We start from the raw sequence: 20,051 nt of genomic DNA, 5'->3' as shown, positions 1-20,051 counted from the left end.
TCTAGGTCCCCCTGTTAAAAATTGCATTACGATTTTTTCTCACTGTGTTCATGCTAAGTTTTGCCGTGAAACAAAACGTATAAAGAGAAATGAGAAGGACTGGTAAAACGATGATGCTCCCCACTATCCAGAAAGGTATTGGTATTACTAAAAATGAATGAATGACATAATATCCTCCTAATGCCCCAAGTAAGGAACCAGCGACAGAAACGATGATTGATTCTAAATGAATTAATCCTTGGATTTGCTTCGTTGACCAGCCAATAGAGCGGAAGATATAAAACTCTTTTTTCCGTTCAGAAAAATTTAAATAAAGTAATAAAAATGTGTTGATTAGCGCAAGGAGTATACTCACAAACAATAATGCGGTTTGGTAGTTTGATAGTTTCAAGTCAATCGCTTCCCCTAAAAAGCTCAAATACAAAAAATCAGATAGACTTTGTTGCGTGGCTAAGGTAAGCAAAAGCATAAAAGTAGTAAGGGCAATAACGATAGTCAATAACCCAAATCGCAACGGCCGGCGGAAAAGTTGGTGGACAACATAAGAGAGGATCCCTCGAATAGGTATAACACGCAGGAATGCCCCATCAGTACCTTCACCAGCTAATCCTTTCGATGGTGATAACTTGAGTGCTTTAAAACCGCCAGTACCATAACTAATGACTAAAATAAAGAACGTTATAAGCCAAATAACCATATAATCGATGAACTGCAATGTGTTCATCCACAAGTCCCCGATCCATAAAACGATAAAAGGGATGAAACTGATAATTACTACTTCCAACAATAGTGACATCATTAATTTTGTCCTTGGCCAACCAATTGCTCTAAGCATTGCAAAATCAACAGAACGATTCAGTAAACTATGAGTAATGACGGTGAAACAAAAAATGATACTTATCACTAAAAGATAGACAAATAAAAGAATATTTGTTTGTTCAATCTGGTTTCCGATAGACCAGCTAACTCCACGTTGCTGCCACCCCTCTTCGACCGTCCCAGCTTCATCTACTTCTGTTCCTGCTAGTTGGACATGCACTCGACTGGCTGATGATCCTAACATTATTTCCACGTGATGACCTGTTTTTTCTTGTATTTCAGTAGCGACGGCTTCAATTTTCCGCTGACTTTCTTCTGATCTTTCGTCCACATCAGATACGACTACTCGAATCGAGGAGAGTGGCGGGTCATCTCCATACACATGCCTCACATTCTCTAACGTTGTGAGCATATCTGGTGCCCCTGGATAATACGAGGCTTTCACAGGTATTGGTAATAACGGGGTCGGTTTGATTTCCTCCCCTAGACCATTTTTTACAATCATGCTGTGATGTGGTGTATAAATATCGACGGGGTCCCCTTGTTCCCAAGCTCCTTCATAATTTGGGGTTATTTTTGATGAATCATAGTAACCAATGATATCTACTGTAAAATCATAGATTCTTCTTTGCCCCATTTCATAACGATAAAATGGTACATGAATATTATCGTAAAACTCACTTGTATTCCTGTAAATAGCTGCTTGAAGTATTGGCAGCTCTCCCTCATTGTGTTCAATTAAATCATATGTAATTGGTGAAAACTTGATTATCTCTGTTGGAACCACTTTTAAATTGTGGGGTACCTTCACATACCCATCGTCATCAAAATGAATATCCGCATACTCATATCTTAAGTCTCTGTCCATCGTTGAGATCGTTAATTCTGCAATTTGTTCTTTTGGTAAGCTATTTAAATAATCATCTGTTCTCCCTAGAACATCGTCTGAACTCACGTCTTCTGGAACCGATATCTCATGGACTGTAATCCTTTCCTCCATCTCGTAACTCGGTTGTTGAAGAGCGATAACAGAAACGACAGGCATACTGGCAACTTCAGCAGTAAAATCATCTAAATAGCTTCCAGACACCATACTATCAGAGACATTGAATAGCTTTTCCTCCATCTCAGGGTCTATTGCCACTAAAAGCATCTCATTCGGATAACGCACCGAACTGCCTGGAGTGACATTAATTGGATATCCCCTTTCTTTAAGCCTCCTTTGATATAAATATGTTTCTTCCATGTCTGGACTATAATACTCTGATATAAAGGAGTACTCAGACAATGTATGTGATTTCAGGCCGTCAAAAGCGGTCACCTGTTTATGTATTTCATACCAATTACCCGGCTGAGCATTTGAGCTATGTGAATTCATTCCAACAAACTCGAAAAATCCGAGCATGGAAACGGGAGCAGCAACTTCAACGCCATCAATCTCCTTTATTGCTTCCCAGTCCTCTAACGAAATACCGCCATAACTGGCAATACTGCTTTGAGGGGTTACCCACCCATCCGCTAATCCCCTTACCTCTTGATCTAATTCAGGAGTTACAAGAATATCGTATTGATATCGCCAATGATCTTCCAAATCCTTATGTGCTTCTATGGAAATACGTTCTGTCACCACTTGGGTCGACAAATAACCAATCCCTAAACAGGCGATAACAAGAACCAGCGTCACATACAACTTCCAACGGACGGAAAAACTAGATTTTAAGTAAAGAATCATTGAATTTCACCCCCTTATGAGAATCAACTTATAGTTGTAAAATTATCTCCGCTCAGAATGATAAACTTTAAATGATAAAAAAGGCAATACTCATTAAATAAAATATGATGAGGATGCTTATGCTTGTCAGTTGGAAATATTTCTCTCTACTACGAGCGGTTTACTGTGGACAAAAAGGGCTAACTCGTGTACTAATCGTACGAAACTCTTGCCTAGTTCCGATATGTCTATGCTGTTGTTCATATTTAAAGTAGCCAGCATTGTGTACGCATTGATAGTAAGTATAATGGGTTTGCCAGCTAGAACCACCATGGTGAGCATTACTAACTGTAGGTGTTATCGTTAACATAGCTAAAACCATAGCAGTACAAATAACTTTACTAATTTTTTTCATTCATTATACCCCCTTAGCATGTATGAGTATTGGCATATGGAATATTATAACATCTTTTATCTTTTTTCAATATTTATATTATTTTGAATAATGAAATAAATGGAGTGTTGAAAATTTTGCGGAGAGTTATCTTGGGCTTTTTCTGTAGGTGTGTTTTCTGTTTGAACTACGGGGATAGCATAATCAAAACCGGGAGTTATTCTGGTGTTCCGGAGCACCGTGACGGTTCTCATGCTCCTTTATCAATTTACAGAGGTGAAATATAGTATCTCCTTTTTGATGACAGAAGCAGTGGGGACGGGCCTTTCGCTCCCTTTTTGGGTAGCGCAAGGTCCGTCCCCCTTCTTCTTTTTGTTCCACTATTAACAGGTTTCTCAATTACTAACTAATTGCCACTTCCCAATTAATTATCCCTTTTTGATATGTATACCGTTGAAGAGTGAGCTTTTCCTCTGGAGAAAGGAGCTTTAGCTCTAGATGCAACCTGGATGGCTTGCCTTTCTTTTTGGGCTTTGGCTCCAATGACTTTAGTACCTTTTCCCTCAATGTTGTCGGCTCCGTTTCTTCGTTTACCTCTGGCAAGAAGAAACTACCTTCTTTTTCCCACCAGTAGATTGTTAGTTCTTTCCATGCTACATACTTCTTCCTATCCTTTTCCACTATATTTTTCGCAAACAGGAAGGCCTTGTCCACCATGGACTCAAAGCGTTTCTGTTGTAGTTCTGTGATAGTTACTAAATTCCCTTCCCGTTGAGCAGATAGGGGGATCAGTCTGGTAGCTTGTAGTAGTTCAGCTTCGGGCAGGTTTGACCAATCCGTCTCCTGTTGCGGTTGGAGCAGTTTTATTAGTGATTGAAATCGAGGGTCCTTCACTTGAGGGAGTGCGCCCATCACTCTACCTCTTGCCGCTGAGAAGTATATAGGGTAATTATCCGCATATTTATCTGGGTGGATCCCGACGGTGTACCATTCGTCGAAATAACGATCGGCGAAGTAATCGACCATTTTTTCCTTCCCACGTTACTTCATGGTTCTCTAAACGAAAGCAGTAATCATTTAATTCTTGATGGAAACGCTGCTCCAGTTCTTTCTCCTTTTCCTGCTTTTCTCGAATTCTCGTAGTTTTCTGCTCTTTTAAATCCTGAAAATACTTCTCTGCCTCTGCTGGGAGATAGGTGAACTTTTTGGCGAACTGTTTTTCCCCGGAGTTTTCGCTTCCTTGTAATCCATTATTTGATCGGTTTCAAGAAACCAGCTGGCAAGCTTCCTGTTCCCATTTTGTAACCGAAATTCCTTTTGTTTTTTGAAAAATTTAAAGGTGTAGCCCCTATAATTCTCCACCCCTTTACGGAGTAACGTGTAATAAAAGCTTTCTAGCATTCCATGGCTTAGTTTCATGGGAATCCCTCCAGTTAAAAATTTATTATTTCATATTTTTCAACAATTCCTCCACGAACTGATCCAATGGTTTATCGAAGATTTCCTTCGTCAACTCGTCTAACCAAAGGGTCCCATTGCACGAACCGGCATCATAAACAATGCTGTTAAAATAGGGAGCAGTAAAGTATTCATAGTTGGCAGAAGCCTTAAACTGTCCTTTCGTATACCTGACAAATTGCCGGAAGACTTCATCAATGAGGATGTCCTGAGGGTGTTTGGCTAACTCCTTTACCTTGGTCTCCATCAGAGTGAACAAGGCATCGGCATTCATGGGGTCTATTTCATGGGGCATGATGTTATCCTCGGAACTTATTTGTAAGACGGCAATGTATACAAGGAAATCGATTCGTTGCCTTAACCGATTCCAATAATCATTGGAATCTATGATCATTTTGATGATATTTCCGTATTCCTGCAAAAATAGAGAGTTAAATAGATTCCAATGAAACTCTTCCCGATAAGTAGGTTTAAAATCAGACATTATTTTTTCATAGATCAAAGCAATCCCTCCCATTCATTTTGTTCTACCAGCAACATACAAACGTATTTTATTTTTTTCTACGGGACGGAATCGGGTGAGGCTTGTTGTGATCATTTTTTGAAATGAGAGGTGGGACATAGGGACAGGTACGTCGTCTTAATGGGACAAGGTATGTCCGAGACCTCAAGATAGAAGCAGTGGGGACGGGCCTTTCGCTCCCTTTTGGGGTAGCGCAAGGTCCGTCCCCCTTCTTCTTTTAGATCCCCTATAAAAACAGGTTTCTCAATCATTACCTGATATCCACAGCCGATTTTATAACCCCATTTAATATCCAGTTTAACTAGTTGTCCCCCCTAACCCACCTGATTCCGAAACGCAGAACGGTATCCATTTGGTCCTCTATAGTTTTTTCCATAACTACAGATAAATGTTAGGAATTGTTCAATTATGGTAATGGAATGGCACTCTTTTTTTCTCCAAAAACATCTATATTCAAAGTAGTAGGAAATACATAACAAAAGGCGAGGTCGGGTGTGGATGCTGAAGCGGGCTGTTGTGACGGAAGAGTTGGTGGCGTTGACGGGGGACTATCGGTTAGCGCTGCCGTTGAATCAGATGATTTATTGGTCGGAGCGGGTGAAAAGTTATCGAGAGTTTATTGATGAGGAAAAGTGCAGGTGGAAGGACGGTAGCTCCCAAACGGATCATGGATGGATCTATAAGAAAGCGGAACAATTGTCGGAAGAGACGTTAATGCGTTGTAATGCGCGAACGATGCGTTCGTATTTAATCAAATTAGTAGCCGCTGGTTGGCTGCTGGAAAGGGATAATCCTTTCTACAATTGGGATAATACGAAGCAGTATAGGGTGAATCTCGTGAAAATCCATCAGGTCTACAGGGGCTGGGCTATGAATTGGCGGGATATAAGGTGAGCCTGGCACAGCTTTTTTCAGAGAAGGATAGTGAGGATGCTCAAGGTGAACACGTGCATAAAACAGTTTATTGAGGGTGGAAAAAAGGAAAAATCCATGGACGATTTGATCGCTGTCATGGATAATATGATCGCTGTCATGGATAAAAGTATCGTTGTCAATGACAATATGGTCGGTACAATACTAGAGGTTATATCAGAGAATAAAACAGAGGTTAAAATAGAAATTAAAGAATATATTGTTGAGATTATCTCTTATCTAAATGAAAAGACATTAAAGAACTTTCTCCCAACCACGAATACAACAGTCACACTTATTCAAAGCAGATGGAATGAAGGATATAGACGAAATGACTTTTTCAAGGTTATTGACACCAAGACTGCAGATTGGCTAAATGATGATTACATGAATAAATTCCTCAGACCAAGTACGTTATTCGGACACAAATTCGAAAATTATTTAAATGAGGAACGGAGACAATCTAGTCGAACATTAGACGATTATTTAAACGGGTTGGAGTAGGGAAGCAGTGGGGACAGGCATTGCGCTTTTTTTAGCTGTAGGGTATCAAATTTTAGGTGAATTTATTGGTGTTGCCCTTTTTTAGAAATAAAACAAAATGGTTTATAATAATTTTAGAAGCATGGAGACAAAGGTGGTGTAATAATGGCTATTCGCAAGGAAGATTTATATAAGATGGTAGAGTCATTAAACGAGGAAGTTAAAAAAGCAGCCTTTGACTTTATGGAATTTTTGATTGAACGTTCTAAGAACAAAAAACCCGAATCATGGCAAAAGATTGATGAATTAGAAAGTGACAATGACCCATTAACAGAAGAAGAACGCGAACAACTCGAAAGTAAAGATGGATACATTTCAGGGGAGGATGAGAAGCGTGAATTCGGACTACAAGTTGATTTACCATAAGTCCGCAGTTAAATTCATAGCTAAATTATATAAAAACTCTCCGTGGGGATATTTATAATAGTTTTAACGTGAAACTCTCTAGACCATTCTAGAGAGTTTTGACTTTGACGCCTGCCCCCCGGTTTGGTAAAACTTTAACGTACTGGGGGCAGGTAATTTTTCCAGAGTGGTATTTTAGTTTCAAACGGCTCTTACCGAGGAATATATGATATAGGAATGTATATAGGGAGTCCTTTGGGAGAAGATGGATAATAGTTTGAAAATTTCCCTGAAGAAAAGAGGGATTCTGTGGACAGAAGCCGAATTAATAAATATAATACGAGTAAACCAAAACTTAAAGGAGTGATTCGGGTGAATATGGTTGAATCTCCTACGACTAAACAACATAAGGAAAATGAGAGCCTTGTACTGAAAAATACGAAGGCTCACCAGTTGAGAAAGAAGCTTGCTGTTACATCTCTAACAGGTAAAGGATTAGTTGACCTTTGGAAGGAAGGGAAATAATGGCGAGTGGTTTTGTGTTAGATTACCAAGAAATAGAATGCACAGATTTTAAACAAGCTTCTATTTATTTAGATGCTTGTTTTATTTTGGCTTATTTAGATTCAAATGATGCTAGAGGCGATAAGGTTGCAGATATAATTGACAAATGGAATCGGGATGGTATAAAAGAGCTGTCCATTAGTAATCATGTTATAAGTGAAGTGGTACATAACTTACTAAAGCTTTATATTAGAAATGTTCTTGCTATTGGTTACAAAATTAAGCAAACATCACAAAGCATATCCCCTTATATACCTTCAAAAGATGAGCAAGAATTGGTAGGAGACATTCTTACCGCTAGAAGATTGACTGACTTAATACCTACTCATTTATTAACAACCCTTATGAAAACAGGCGAACTCCGTTATTCTATAGAAGATCTACTAAAACAATATAAATTAACCTACCCAAATGATCGTGATACATTAAGCCATTACTACAATAAAAGTATTGAACGCTTTAATGAATTCATTTCTGGATTGGGATTTAAGACACGAATTTTAGTATCGGATCGTGAAATAAAAGATCTTTCTTTTTCACATATGAGATTGTTTCAGCTTTCCTCAACAGACGCTATGCACATTGCATTAACAGTGAAAAACGAAATTGATTATTTTGCAACTCTAGATAGTGATTTTGTTCATACATACTATACTGAAGAGACTATTGGGAAAGTGAGAGTTTTAAGTGTAGCTTAGGTGGACATGTTCTGTGTTATAGAATTGTATTGCCTGCCCTTGGTGTGTTAATGCTTTCACGCCCTAGGGGGCAGGCAGTTTTTTTAAAAACCATATATAAAGAATAAAACAATGGGCGTTTAGTAGTTTGCCTTTGGTTGATGGATCTGGAGTTGACCTGGAACAGAAGAAATGGCTTTCTTCCACCACAACTATCACTTATTTTTTCCAAGTGAAAAGGGGAGATTGCAGTCATTAAAGAAAGTACGTATTCACAAGAGTTTGAAGAAGCAATAGAAAAAAGTGAGTACATGATGAGATTATTCCTTAATCCTGAGAAAGAGGGAGATGGTTAGATGCAAAGGAAAAACTATGATGATGTTATGAACTTGTTAAAACAGTTACCTGAAGTAAATGATCACTTGAATGAATTTTCTGTATTAATGGGAAAAAAGGTTCTATAAAGGCGGCTTGATTTGGGGTTAACACAACAATGGGAGGACAAATATCCATCCCGGGAGTTTATATTGACAAAATAGAAAGATAAAAAAATTGCGGGGACATAGGTACAGGTACGTCGTCCCAGTGGGACAAGGGGTGTGCCTCATGTCCCTAAAATGACTAATTTAAGGGAGTTGTAATTTTGATGGAGATTAGTCGGAATCAGGTCTGCCCATGCGGCAGCGGAAAAAAATATAAAAAGTGCTGTATGGATAAAGCAAGAATAATAGATATACATAAAATAAAAGAGGAACGCTTTTATGAGCAAAAGGATATCCTTGTTCGAGCAACTACAGACTTTTTATGGGAGCGTTCGCAAGTTACTGGTTTAGAAAATTTACAGCAGATTTTTTACAATCGAATAGGAGATCATGTAGATGAAAAAGCAAGACCTATGATGTTTCAATTCTTTACATTATTTATTCATCGCTATGAAAATGGGCTCCGAGGTATTGAGTGGTTTCTTAAAGAGAATCGTAAGCGCCTGGATACGCCTTTAATGGAAATGTTAACTAATTGGACGAACTTGAAATTTCGTCTTGTTTCTATAACTGAAATTAAAAAAGATATAATATTATTTGAAGATATCATGACAAAAAAAGTATATCCTTTAGCGAACATACAGGAAAATGTCCCAAGTCATCTGGAAGAAGGATATGGAACCATTGGATTATTAGAATTACATAACAGTAAGTATTATTTTAATGGAGTGAGGGTTTTTAAGGGACCGCTTCATGTTGCTCAAGCCAAAAGGAAGATCGAGAAACTTATGGAAGAAACTGGATTATCATATGAATCGGTTCTCATGGAATATACACTAGAGGTTATGGGTGGGATGATGGCTGATGGGCTGCAGGTAAATGTAGAAGTAGAGGATGTTTCCCTTATAGAAGATCTGGGTATGAGCCACCTTCCTGCTTATACGGAAGATTTTCTTTCGTTTTTTAAGGAAAAAACATTAGGTAAAAAAGGGAATACGGTTAGAAAATATCGAGAAAGTCTGTATGATTTAAATGAGCTTCTAGTGAGAAATCAAATCATATCTCTAGAGCAAATTGATAAAGACTCTTGGAAAAGACTTTTATCGCTAGAGTACTTTAATATGTACGAGACGATGACAAAAACTCAAATTACCGATTTCATTAGTACGTTAAAAGCTTTTACCCAATGGATGAAACGGACGAAGAATAATACATTGTGGTTAGGGTTGTCGAAATTTTTAAAGGTAGAGGAAAGCCAATTTAATAATGCTGTAAAATTACCAAACTCCTTTTTTCCAATTCGTATTGGGAATATGAAAGGACCAATAAATGAATTAGTAAAAATACTAAGGGGAGAAATAGTTCCTGAATCTCCCACCGTAGAAGGGTTATTTGAAATTATTAGGCTTAATAAACAAAGCTTTCGTGTCAGCCGTTTGGAGATTAGAAAGGGCCATTCTGATTCTCCTGAACAAGGCTATACAGAGGCAACTGGAGAAGAATACACTATTTCCGGAAGTGATTTGCAGATGGAATTTGTGGAAGAAGGACTTCTGATTTTTGGAATAATTTCAAAAGGCCGAATTAATATGTGGGAGTTGCTGGACATAAAGAATGTGTATCCAAGATCTGCGAAACCTTTTATTTAAGGAACATAGATAGGGACAGTACCTGTCCTTACTGCCCCAAAGGAGGAAAATAGATGGTAAGAAACAAGTTGGTTATTCTATTTTTTGTTTTAATATTAGTATTTAACTTATTTTCAGCAGGATTTCCACTTCAAGTTGCAAAGGCAGAAGAAAGACCAATTGGAACTGGGTTTTATGAAAATTTTGATGATGATTATAATCAACAGCGTTGGTCCATGGCAGGGGTTTGGACGAATGGAGAGATGTTTAATGCAACGTGGTATCCAGACCAAGTGACATTCTCGGATGGTACCATGCGATTGGCTATTGATAAAGAAGATAATAAAGACACAAATCCACCTTACAAGGCGGGGGAGATTCGTACAAATGAGTTTTATCATTACGGTTTATATGAAGTAAGTATGAAGCCTGCTAAGTCAGAGGGAACAGTTTCATCCTTCTTTACTTATACTGGACCGTGGGATTGGGATAATGATCCTTGGGATGAAATCGATATAGAATTTTTAGGGAAGGATACGACCCGAATCCAATTCAATTACTTCACAAATGGAGTAGGTGGAAATGAATATTATCATGACCTAGGTTTTGATGCGTCGGAGTCATTTAATACGTATGCCTTTATGTGGAAAGAAGATTCGATTCAATGGTTTGTAAATGGTGAGCATGTCTATACAGCAACAGAGAACATCCCACAAACTCCGCAAAAGATCATGAAGAATTTATGGCCAGCTGTTGGTGTAGATGATTGGACAGGTGTATTTGATGGAAATGATACCCCTGTATATGCTTACTATGATTGGGTAAGGTACACACCACTATCGGAGGTTTCAGGTCAAGAACTAGAACCATCAGTATCACCAGCGGAGGAAGCAACAGAAACGGAAGTGGGAGGAAAAAACGAGTCTAGCGATAAAGATGACAATAGATTACCAGATACAACTACATCTCTATACACCAATTTATTGATTGGTCTTCTCATACTTGGAACTGGTATAGTAGTTTACTTTAGATGGCGAAAAAAAGTAATAGAGTAGTAGAAACTGAGGGACGTAGGGACAGGTACTGAGGTGCACCCCAAAAGTTAGAGTCAAAATCTAATCTTTTAGGGGTCAGCACAATACCTGTCCCTACTTTCAATTAGGAAGCAAGAATCTCTTTTATGTAATGTATTTATTCTTCTGTCACTTTCCTTAATATAGTCAAATTTCACTCCCTTCTTAACCGTTATATTCAAATATACTTAAAGAGAAATAATCATTTGGAGGGTGATGAGATTGACTAGGAAAGAGAAAGGTCTTTATTTAGGGGCTGGTTTTCTAATAGGACTAGGATTAGGGTTAGTCAGTTTCTCTACCATTAAACTTACTAACATCGGAAATGTTGATAAGTTCATTATTGTAAATCTAAATGATCAACCTGTACACCAAGAGCTTGAGAAGAACGAAAAAGCCTGAGAACCGTTGTGTTCTCGGGCTTTTTCGTCGTAGGATAAAGTTTAATATGCTAGTAGGTGGGAACTACCTTAAAGGTTGTTATTAAGGATGCTGGGACATAACGAAGGTGTTTAAAGGAAAATCCAAACAATACACAACGATAGTAAAGGATATTTTCGTAGCTAATGATTGCTTGGATTTTTCATTGTTAAAACACTTCTATCCTAGCCTCTTATGTACCAAAAATAAAACAATCACCATTCATGATAATAAAGATCAGTAGGTTGGATCAAAAATCAACACCGAAACGAGCCCATGGCTTCCATTAAGAGGATTTACTCGTAAAATGTCGAATGGAATACTATATAAACACAAAATAATCGGTATTTTACGTGGTCAATTGTCGCTAAATGATTTTGAGGCGGTGTTAGCATGGACGTAAGGAACGGGGTTAATTTAGCAAAGCAAGGTCAATTTGAGGAAGCGGTGAGCTTATTAGATCAAGCCTATCAATCTAATAGGAACGCCTTTAATAGCTGGGACTTATTTTTTTATGCGAAAAGTTTAAAAAAGGTTGGTAGATTAAAAGAATCTGTCCAACTTAGTAAGCAGCTTTATGAAGAGGCTCCTGATTTTCAGGCAAATGCTAACATGTTAAGTTGGAGCTTATACCGTCTTTATATTAGTCCGAACCGAAAGGAAAAAGTGGAAGAAGTAATCATGGTCAAGACGGCAAATTTCATTGTTAATTCAGTCAAACAGGAACAATATTCCGCCTATGAACGAACAGTACTAACGATGGTCAAATACTTTAAAAACAAGGCCAATACAAATCAACAACAACTTCTTTACTGGGTATCAAAGCTAGACCCAACAAAGCTATCAACGGAAACGAACACCATTACAGATTCTGAGGGAATAAAACGGGAATTGGCGTCCCCATTAGAAGAATACTATACAGCAAAAATAAAGGCTTTATTTGAAATGAAAAACTATCCTGAATGTTTAACGATCTCCACGGAGGCTTTCAAGAAAATCAGTAAATTTCACTATGACAATGACATTTGGCTACGTTCGAAAGCAGCCATTGCCAAAGGGGAATTAGGGAGAGTGGAAGAAGGCATTAGGGAACTTGAGGAAATAGTAAAGGAAAAGGATCATTGGTCCCTATATTACGAAATATTTAAGTTGTATCTAAAGCTTGGTAATACTGCAATGGCCAGGGAAAAGGGAGCTTATGCTGTGTTAGCTCAAGGAGGGGAATACAAGCATAAGAAGAACTTACTGATCAAGTTCGGTTATTTATTGGAAGAAGAAAAACAACACAAGGAAGCGCTGATGCTTTATACCTTTGCAAAAGAGGTTATTAAAGAAAATGGCTGGAAGGATATGCAAAGCTTAAATGAAAGAATCGCTTTAATAGAACGGGAGATTGGCAAAGTCAACAAGGGCTATAGAAATGAATTGTTCTCTTTTCTTCAAACCATAAAACTTCAGACTCTTCCAAAAGGGATAGGTACGATTCTAAAAGTTCTACCTAATGGAAAAGCAGGATTTATCTCGGGCGATAACGGCCAGCAATATTATTTTAGAATTAAAAACTTGAAGGGGAAACCTCGACCAGGTGTTAAAGAACATGTACATTTTTACATCATGGAATCCTTTGATAAAAAGAAGCAAAGGCAATCCTATGAAGCGATTGAAATCACCAAGGTTTAAGGAGGGGGAATGGGATGAGGTTGCAGTTAACTGATTTTTTCCAGTACGATACACTAACTAATAGTCAAAAGCAAGCGGTAGATAAATTAGAACGTTTCCTGTGGAGTAAGGATGATGTCTTCATCCTTAAAGGATATGCAGGTACGGGAAAAACCTTTCTATTAGAGCAGTTAAGTCACTACTTACGTGGTCATGACTACCCTTTCCAATTCCTTGCACCAACTGGTCGGGCTGCCAAAATTATTCACCTACGGACCAAGCAACCTGCTGTTACAATCCATAGGGAAATCTATCATATGGATGCTGAAAAAACGAAAATAAATGATCAAGATAATGAAACGTATAAACTAGTTTTTTCCCTGAAAAATCTTGACCTTCCCCGGAAAATGGTGTTCATCGTGGACGAGTCTTCCATGGTTTCTGATACTACAAATGAAACAGAGACATTGCAATTTGGTTCCGGAAAGTTGTTAACGGATTTATTCGAATATGTAAATGCAAAGGCGTCAGACCGGAAGATTATCTTTATCGGTGACAGTGCTCAGTTGCCTCCTGTAAATAGTAGTACATCTCCTGCTTTAAACAAAGATTATATTTCTTCACAGTTCCACTTGAGTACACAGGAATTTGAGATGACCGACGTCTTTCGGCAAAAACAAGATAGTGGCATTTTAGAAGTGGCAACTTCGATCCGAAAACAACTTGCAGCGAAGGAATTTGAGTCCATTCATATAACTCCTAATCAAGAGGATATAACAGAAATTCCGATTGAAGATACGTTGCCAATTTTTCAGAAATACTATAGCCCCTCCCGGGAAGACAGCATCATTGTTATTGCACAGACTAATGATAGTGTTTATAAATACAACCGTGCCATCCGCAAATCCCTGGGATTTCAACGGGATACAGTGCAAAGTGGGGATCGATTGCTAATTATTAAGAACACAATGATCGAAGGGATGCCTCTCTTTAATGGTGATTTTGTTCAAGTAGAGCACGTGAGTGAGAATCCGGAAGTAAGACATGTCTTTATCCGATTATCAAAGAAATTTACCCTCTCCTTTCGGGATTTAATTCTTTCTCTCCAGACCCCGTCAGGTGAAAAAGTAAAGATAATGTGTAAAGTATTTGAGAATATTCTTTACTCTAATGACCGAGAAGTGGGGGAGGAGGAATTGCGTGCCCTCATTGTTGATTTTAGGCACAGGAACCCTCATTTAAGACCAAACTCTAGTCTTTTTATGGAAAAGCTTTTGGCTGATCCTTATTTTAATGCCGTTAAAGCTAAATTTGGCTACGCCATCACCTGTCATAAAAGCCAAGGTGGCGAATGGAAACAGGTGATTGTGGATTTTAGATATACGAATAATTACTTTAGCCAAGATTATTTTAGGTGGGCCTACACGTCCTTAACTCGTTCGAAGCAGCAAGTTTATGCCATCTATCCCCCTGCTTTAGATCGATATATATCCAAGGAAGAAGCGGAATCTCAAATAGAAGATTTCTTAACGAGAGTGAAGGGGGACTTGGAGCAATATGATATAAAACTAATCGATACACAGGAGCACAACTATCACTTCATATTGTTTTTACAAACGGAGCGGGGCATTAGCCGTGTAGCCATTTATTATAATTCCAAGTTTATTATCACAAATGTGAGAGTGATTGGAGGTTCTGATTCAAAGGAGAGTTCGTTTTTAATCGAATTCATGGATGACTATAAAGGTCAGTCTATCTTGTCAGAAAATCAACAACTAGAAAAGGAACGGGGAAAATCTCAGAAAATAGACTTTAACACAGTGGATCATGTCTCTTTAGAAAAAGCGATTGAAGAAAAAGTCATCCCTTTTATGATGGGAAGGCTCTCCTTCCAAAGTGGACACTTACAGAAGCAAGCCAATGTCGTAAAGTTAACTGGAGTAGTGGAAGGCTGCGCTATTTCGATCAATTTCTATGTTAATCAAAAAGGGCAGTTTACTAAAATATATGTGGAAAAGGGACAAGCGATACTACCATCTGACATGGTACAGAAAATCGAAGAATTGATAGTGAGGTAAAGTTCGGGGACCTGGTCCCCGAACTTTTTGTGAACTGAACTCAGATGGTGTAAGGATTTAACACGTTTGAATCAATCTAACAGGTTTACTTCAGAGGTGCAAACAAGTAATTCACAAGCAAAAACACATGCGATTTCACAGCAGGAATCACATGTGTTTTTTTGATGTTATATCAGTGTTTTATAGTTAAAAATAAGTGAAATCACAAAGTAATTCACACCCCTATTCGCATAGGTGGAAATAAATATTTCCTTCTTGTGAATTTGATGTGATTTGCCATGTGAATTCTAATGTGAAAGAGAAGGATTTGGATATTTATGTTAAAATAGAATAGAGATATTTACAGGTTTTGTGAAGTGATGTACTTAAAGAAACGGGGAGAATCCTTCAATAAGGGGATGACATTTTATTGAACTAACTACCCCTTATATATAGTACCAGCTAAAAAAGGTAGAGAGAATGCTGCTCTTATCATAATTTACATGTATTCGTAGATAGGGGTTACAAAGACTTGATTTGGGCTCTCGTAGGTTACAAATCTTATTGAGAGGCTTGAGAGTTTTATTTAATAGGCAACTAGTGTTTATCTATCATAACTACCGCGCTTCCGCTTACTGTCCTTGATGAGTAGTGTAGAAGAAGTTCACTTCCAAACAACCCATCAAGGTTTATTGTTACTACTTCCTGGTATATCTTTGATAACGTTGAATACTATAAAAATTTACTATATATATTGTTTCTACAAAGATAGAAATCTGTCATTTTTGTATCATTGCTTACGTTAAATACGGTGGAAAACCATACTAAATATAATCGAAGTAATGTACAATAAGAAAATCATCATTCTGTAATGCGTAGTTGACTTTTACTGTGCAACAAATGATGTGCTTCAAATGACTTTGTGAAAAAATGTAATTAAAGTAACGGACAGGTTACTTTAAGATTTTAAATTGATAATTATCAAGCTGTCGGGAAAAGTATACATAGGAAGTTACTTTTTCAATAGAGGGTGTAAACTTTTGTGTTATATATGACTTTAGTTATTATAATTCTTCTTCTTATTGTTTGGCTTATACCAAAACATATAGATAAACGAGACATACTTACCATTTGGATTAGCACGTCTTATACAGAACTTGTAGTTGACCTTATGATTGGTCTCAATAAACGGGACACATTTTTAGAGTAACTTACTTCCATAATAAATAACAATTTCAATAGGGACTGTTGTATTTATATTTTTAATCTAATTATTTTTTGTCAAGTATACCAACTACAGTATATAGTATGCCTTTCTACTGAATGTAAAAAATGACACAAAATACCAATTATATGATACACTAAGATTATCAGAGGTTACCAAATAATAGTCTTTTACTGTTAGAAAAAACTGGGATGATTATACAGTTAATAACTGGAATCCTTAATGAAGTCAGTTAAAAAAAAATAAGGCGAGAGGGGAAAAGGAATGCAGTTAAAGAAAGTTAATAAGTTGTTTCTTGGTTCTTTAATTGGAATAATACTTGCTTTTTTAATTTATAGTGTGGTTACAAATGAGTTTAAAATTGGAATGTTGTTATCCATTTTAGCAGGTGGAGCAATAGGGTATGGAGTACTATTTTTCTTGATTAAAAATGATTAGTTATAATTACTTAACAAGAAACTTTATGTTACTACGAGGTGCGATTATAGAAAATGCTAAGATCCATTTCACACACTTCCATAATATGGGAATATTTATTTTTCCGTGGAATTCAACACTATCCACTAACATAACATGAAATTTTTTTTAAAATTTTTACAATTGAAATAATACTAATCGTAATAGTAGCAATGTCAATTAGTCCTAAAGGGCTGGTTCTTTATCTGGAAATAGTCAAGTCTTAATCTTCCTGGTTATAACTAAGTTCAATTTAATAGCTAATTCTAACAAAGCTTGAGGTCCCTCAGAAAGAGAGTTTTATTCGAGGAAGGAGGTTGAATCATTGCCCGTGGAAAGCGTCTTTCTTAAACGGATTCATGTATAAGTCAACCTTAGTTATATCAAAAGATTTTAGCATTCATACATAGTATAAAAATAATTTCATCACGAATACAGGTTTTATTCGTTTGAAAAGACAGAAAATTCTTAAATTTATATTAGTAATTTCCTAAAAGTTTTTTTATCCAAATTATGATAAATTATCCATCAATAAACTATTAGACAATTAAAATATTTTAATTTTTTACTATTTTTACTTTTTATGGTAAACTTTTGATAAGAGTTTTTTAAAGAAATTTCTTGATACTTTAACAACTACAAACCATGTCATAAAATGAAGAAAGGGGGATAGGGTATATAAAAAACTATTAATATATGAAAATAGTAGAAATGGGATTTATTGAATGAAAGTCAAAATTAATATTTTGTTAGTTTTTTTAATGCTGTTTATAACCTTTGTACCATCCGTCCAAGCTGTTCAAACAACTGGAACTGAAGGAAATAATGGACTTCCTGATTATGTTACAGAATTAAATAGTAAAGACAAAGAAAAGATAATAGATGATGCAATTAGAAGTAGTGAATTCAAATCTTTTGTCTTGGAACTAGCAAGTGAATACAATATAAATCACCTGAGAGAACAAACTTATGTTAGAGCAATTGAAAGAGGGATACTCGATTCTCAAGTGTATAAGATGGAGGTTCCTGTAGATGAGACTGAAAAAATAGAGGGATATACACTTACTCTAGATATAGAGTTGAGTAAAAAATACTCAACAAGAATTATGTTAATATATGTAGATGGGAACATTGAGATAGGTGGGGGTTTAACCTCTGATAATTCAACTATCTATCTATATGAACTAAAAGACTTTGAATTAATTAATTCGGGGACCATTACCAATGCTGATAAACCTGAATTAAAGCAGGTTGAAGTATACGGTATTTCTGTTGAAAGTAACGCCACATGCGGTCCCACTGGAGATGTAGGTATACAACAATCATGGGGGTGTAGCTCTTGTATAAATGTTTTTAATACTATACATGATTTAGGATGCGGTATTGCAAGTGCACTTTTGTGTACTTTTGCTTGTGCTCCAATAGGGGGGCTTACTTGTCCGATAGTTTGCGGAATTTTGTATGCAGCAGTCTGTGTATTTAACAATTATGGAAGTAGACAAGGTTTACAAGCTTGTCAAGATTTTGGACCTTGTTAATTAGTGGTGTTATAAAGTAGAGATTGGGACATAACTAGCCAAAAATAATACAAAATGGTTCCACTCAACAGTTTTTGATGAGTGGAGCCATTTTTTGTTGTATTGTTTCTCTTATCTATTAAAGAGTTCGAGGTTCTGGCGGTGTATTTCCTAAAGTTCACCGCCATGAATGCAAACCTTAATTGATTTCTTCATCTTCTCCGTACCCCTAACTGAATGTTATGGTGAATAAAATTAAGTGTATGAGTTTGGTTGGATGAACTAATCACAGTAATTAATGGAAAAATCCAAGCTATTTGGTTCTAATCTGATATATTGAATTAAACAATGACTGCTGCACAGTACAACGCTACTACGCATTCAAACCACGTCTATTTGTACTAAATTTATGAAAGACTTCACTTAAAGTAACGGAGAGCGTTAGTGACAATCAGATAACAACATTATAGTAATAATTTCAGACACTATATCACTTGATACAGTGTCTTCCTTTAACTCATTTCATTATTAGTAGTTTGTAATTGTTGAAGATTGCCAAAAACAATAATAAAACTATTAAGGAGGAACTATGATGTTGTTATCGGAAGCTTGGGAGAACTATCAATCGGATAAGATGCTTGAAGGTTATTCACTACAAACATTAAAAGCCTATACCGTTCAATATAATCTAATAGTCAAGCACTTTCCTCAAGAAGTAAAATTAGAAGAAATAGAACATAGGGATTTAAAGGCGTACTTAGTGAAGGATTCTGAACGACTCAAACCAGCAAGCTTAGGGCATCGGATTCGCTTTGTTAAGTCACTTTTTAAATGGGCAAATGATGAAGGATTTATTAAAAATAATCCTGTAAGAAAACTGAAGGAACCCAAAACATCTATTAGGATACCGAAATTCCTTACTGAAAAAGAAATCGAATATTTACGAGAAGCTTGTTGTAATTCATTTGAGAATGCATTATTTGAATTTATGTATTCAACAGGTTGTCGTATCGGGGAAATTGTATTACTAGATAAAGAAAGTATTAGCTTAGAAAGTCGGTCTGCCATTGTAAGAGGAAAAGGAGATAAAGAACGGGAAGTCTACTTCAATATTCGTTGTGAGATATGGCTAAAAAGGTACTTGGAAGAACGATTGGATACCAATAGGGCTTTATTTGTAACGGAAAGAACCCCTCGTCGGTTGAGTATTGCACAGATGAGATATGTAATAAAACGGATATCCAGTAGAGCTGGAATAAATAAAAGCATTCACCCTCACCAACTGAGACATAGTTATGCGACTCATATGTTGAATAATGGTGCTCCACTGGAAGTTATACAGAATTTATTAGGACATGAAAAAAGTGAGACAACAAAGATTTATGCACAACTTAGTGGTGCAATGCGGAGAGAATTATACCGCAAGTATTTCTGATAATGAATAAATATCCCCTTTGGTTAGACATTTATTTGGAAATTCATGTTAAACTAAAGGGGAGGATTGTTCAATAAAATTAATCCCTTCTTGTTGTAAGAAAACTATTTTTAACTAAGCATTAAAGGAGAGAATTTTTTGTTTTCATATTTG

At 36.6% G+C, this 20,051-nt stretch carries 17 protein-coding genes and 1 pseudogene; 13 read left to right on the top strand and 5 right to left on the bottom strand.

Translation table 11 applies throughout. The features are described 5' to 3' along the window. Position 1: 1 nt before the first annotated feature. The 5 genes from KS419_RS20425 to KS419_RS20405 form a co-directional block, all read right to left on the bottom strand. Positions 2 to 2,551: an ABC transporter permease gene (locus KS419_RS20425; protein ID WP_217068434.1), complete on the bottom strand. Its 2,550-nt coding sequence runs from the start codon at positions 2,549 to 2,551 to the stop codon at positions 2 to 4. 160 nt (positions 2,552 to 2,711) lie between these two features. Further along, positions 2,712 to 2,945, bottom strand: a complete 234-nt coding sequence (locus tag KS419_RS20420; protein ID WP_217068433.1) for a hypothetical protein — start codon at positions 2,943 to 2,945, stop codon at positions 2,712 to 2,714. 381 nt (positions 2,946 to 3,326) lie between these two features. Further along, positions 3,327 to 3,950 carry a hypothetical protein gene (locus KS419_RS20415; protein WP_217068431.1) on the bottom strand — a complete coding sequence of 208 codons (624 nt, stop codon included), beginning with the start codon at positions 3,948 to 3,950 and terminating at the stop codon, positions 3,327 to 3,329. Positions 3,951 to 4,079: 129 nt separating this feature from the next. After that, entirely contained in the window at positions 4,080 to 4,343 is a 264-nt protein-coding gene (locus KS419_RS20410; RefSeq protein WP_217068430.1) for a hypothetical protein, read from the bottom strand. A 25-nt stretch (positions 4,344 to 4,368) separates the two neighbouring features. After that, a complete protein-coding gene (locus tag KS419_RS20405) occupies positions 4,369 to 4,884 on the bottom strand; it encodes a hypothetical protein (protein WP_217068429.1) in 516 nt (171 codons plus the stop codon). A 519-nt stretch (positions 4,885 to 5,403) separates the two neighbouring features. Between KS419_RS20405 and KS419_RS20400 the strand changes: the two genes are divergently transcribed. The 13 genes and pseudogenes from KS419_RS20400 to KS419_RS20340 all read left to right on the top strand — a co-directional run bounded on the left by KS419_RS20400 (position 5,404) and on the right by KS419_RS20340 (position 19,898). Continuing rightward, complete coding sequence (locus tag KS419_RS20400; protein ID WP_217068428.1) at positions 5,404 to 5,799, top strand: hypothetical protein; 396 nt, start codon at positions 5,404 to 5,406, stop codon at positions 5,797 to 5,799. A 36-nt stretch (positions 5,800 to 5,835) separates the two neighbouring features. Then, positions 5,836 to 6,321, top strand: a complete 486-nt coding sequence (locus tag KS419_RS20395; RefSeq protein ID WP_217068426.1) for a conserved phage C-terminal domain-containing protein — start codon at positions 5,836 to 5,838, stop codon at positions 6,319 to 6,321. 144 nt (positions 6,322 to 6,465) lie between these two features. Then, positions 6,466 to 6,726 (top strand): hypothetical protein, encoded by a 261-nt coding sequence (locus KS419_RS20390; protein WP_217068425.1) that lies wholly within the window; start codon positions 6,466 to 6,468, stop codon positions 6,724 to 6,726. A 288-nt stretch (positions 6,727 to 7,014) separates the two neighbouring features. Further along, entirely contained in the window at positions 7,015 to 7,230 is a 216-nt protein-coding gene (locus KS419_RS20385; protein WP_217068423.1) for a hypothetical protein, read from the top strand. Continuing rightward, positions 7,230 to 7,967: a hypothetical protein gene (locus KS419_RS20380; protein ID WP_217068421.1), complete on the top strand. Its 738-nt coding sequence runs from the start codon at positions 7,230 to 7,232 to the stop codon at positions 7,965 to 7,967. The genes KS419_RS20385 and KS419_RS20380 overlap by 1 nt, the downstream gene beginning before the upstream one ends. A 625-nt stretch (positions 7,968 to 8,592) precedes the next feature. Continuing rightward, complete coding sequence (locus KS419_RS20375; protein WP_246594309.1) at positions 8,593 to 10,077, top strand: SEC-C domain-containing protein; 1,485 nt, start codon at positions 8,593 to 8,595, stop codon at positions 10,075 to 10,077. Between the two features lie 53 nt (positions 10,078 to 10,130). Beyond that, positions 10,131 to 10,895: pseudogene (gene bglS, locus KS419_RS20370) on the top strand (beta-glucanase); the annotation flags it as partial. 456 nt (positions 10,896 to 11,351) lie between these two features. Then, positions 11,352 to 11,531, top strand: coding sequence for a hypothetical protein (locus KS419_RS20365; RefSeq protein ID WP_217068416.1), 180 nt, complete (start codon positions 11,352 to 11,354; stop codon positions 11,529 to 11,531). Positions 11,532 to 11,942: 411 nt separating this feature from the next. Continuing rightward, positions 11,943 to 13,229, top strand: a complete 1,287-nt coding sequence (locus KS419_RS20360; protein WP_217068414.1) for a tetratricopeptide repeat protein — start codon at positions 11,943 to 11,945, stop codon at positions 13,227 to 13,229. 14 nt (positions 13,230 to 13,243) lie between these two features. Further along, positions 13,244 to 15,286, top strand: a complete 2,043-nt coding sequence (locus KS419_RS20355) for an ATP-dependent DNA helicase (protein ID WP_217068412.1) — start codon at positions 13,244 to 13,246, stop codon at positions 15,284 to 15,286. Between the two features lie 1,468 nt (positions 15,287 to 16,754). After that, entirely contained in the window at positions 16,755 to 16,928 is a 174-nt protein-coding gene (locus KS419_RS20350) for a hypothetical protein (protein ID WP_217068411.1), read from the top strand. A 743-nt stretch (positions 16,929 to 17,671) separates the two neighbouring features. Then, complete coding sequence (locus tag KS419_RS20345; RefSeq protein ID WP_217068410.1) at positions 17,672 to 18,484, top strand: hypothetical protein; 813 nt, start codon at positions 17,672 to 17,674, stop codon at positions 18,482 to 18,484. 571 nt (positions 18,485 to 19,055) lie between these two features. Beyond that, positions 19,056 to 19,898 carry a tyrosine-type recombinase/integrase gene (locus KS419_RS20340; protein WP_217068409.1) on the top strand — a complete coding sequence of 281 codons (843 nt, stop codon included), beginning with the start codon at positions 19,056 to 19,058 and terminating at the stop codon, positions 19,896 to 19,898. Positions 19,899 to 20,051 lie beyond the last annotated feature (153 nt).

The organism is Evansella tamaricis (assembly GCF_019042215.1).
In the GTDB taxonomy this organism is placed as follows: Bacteria; Bacillota; Bacilli; order Bacillales; family Salisediminibacteriaceae; genus Evansella; species Evansella tamaricis.
This window is presented reverse-complemented; position numbering and strand designations above follow the sequence as displayed.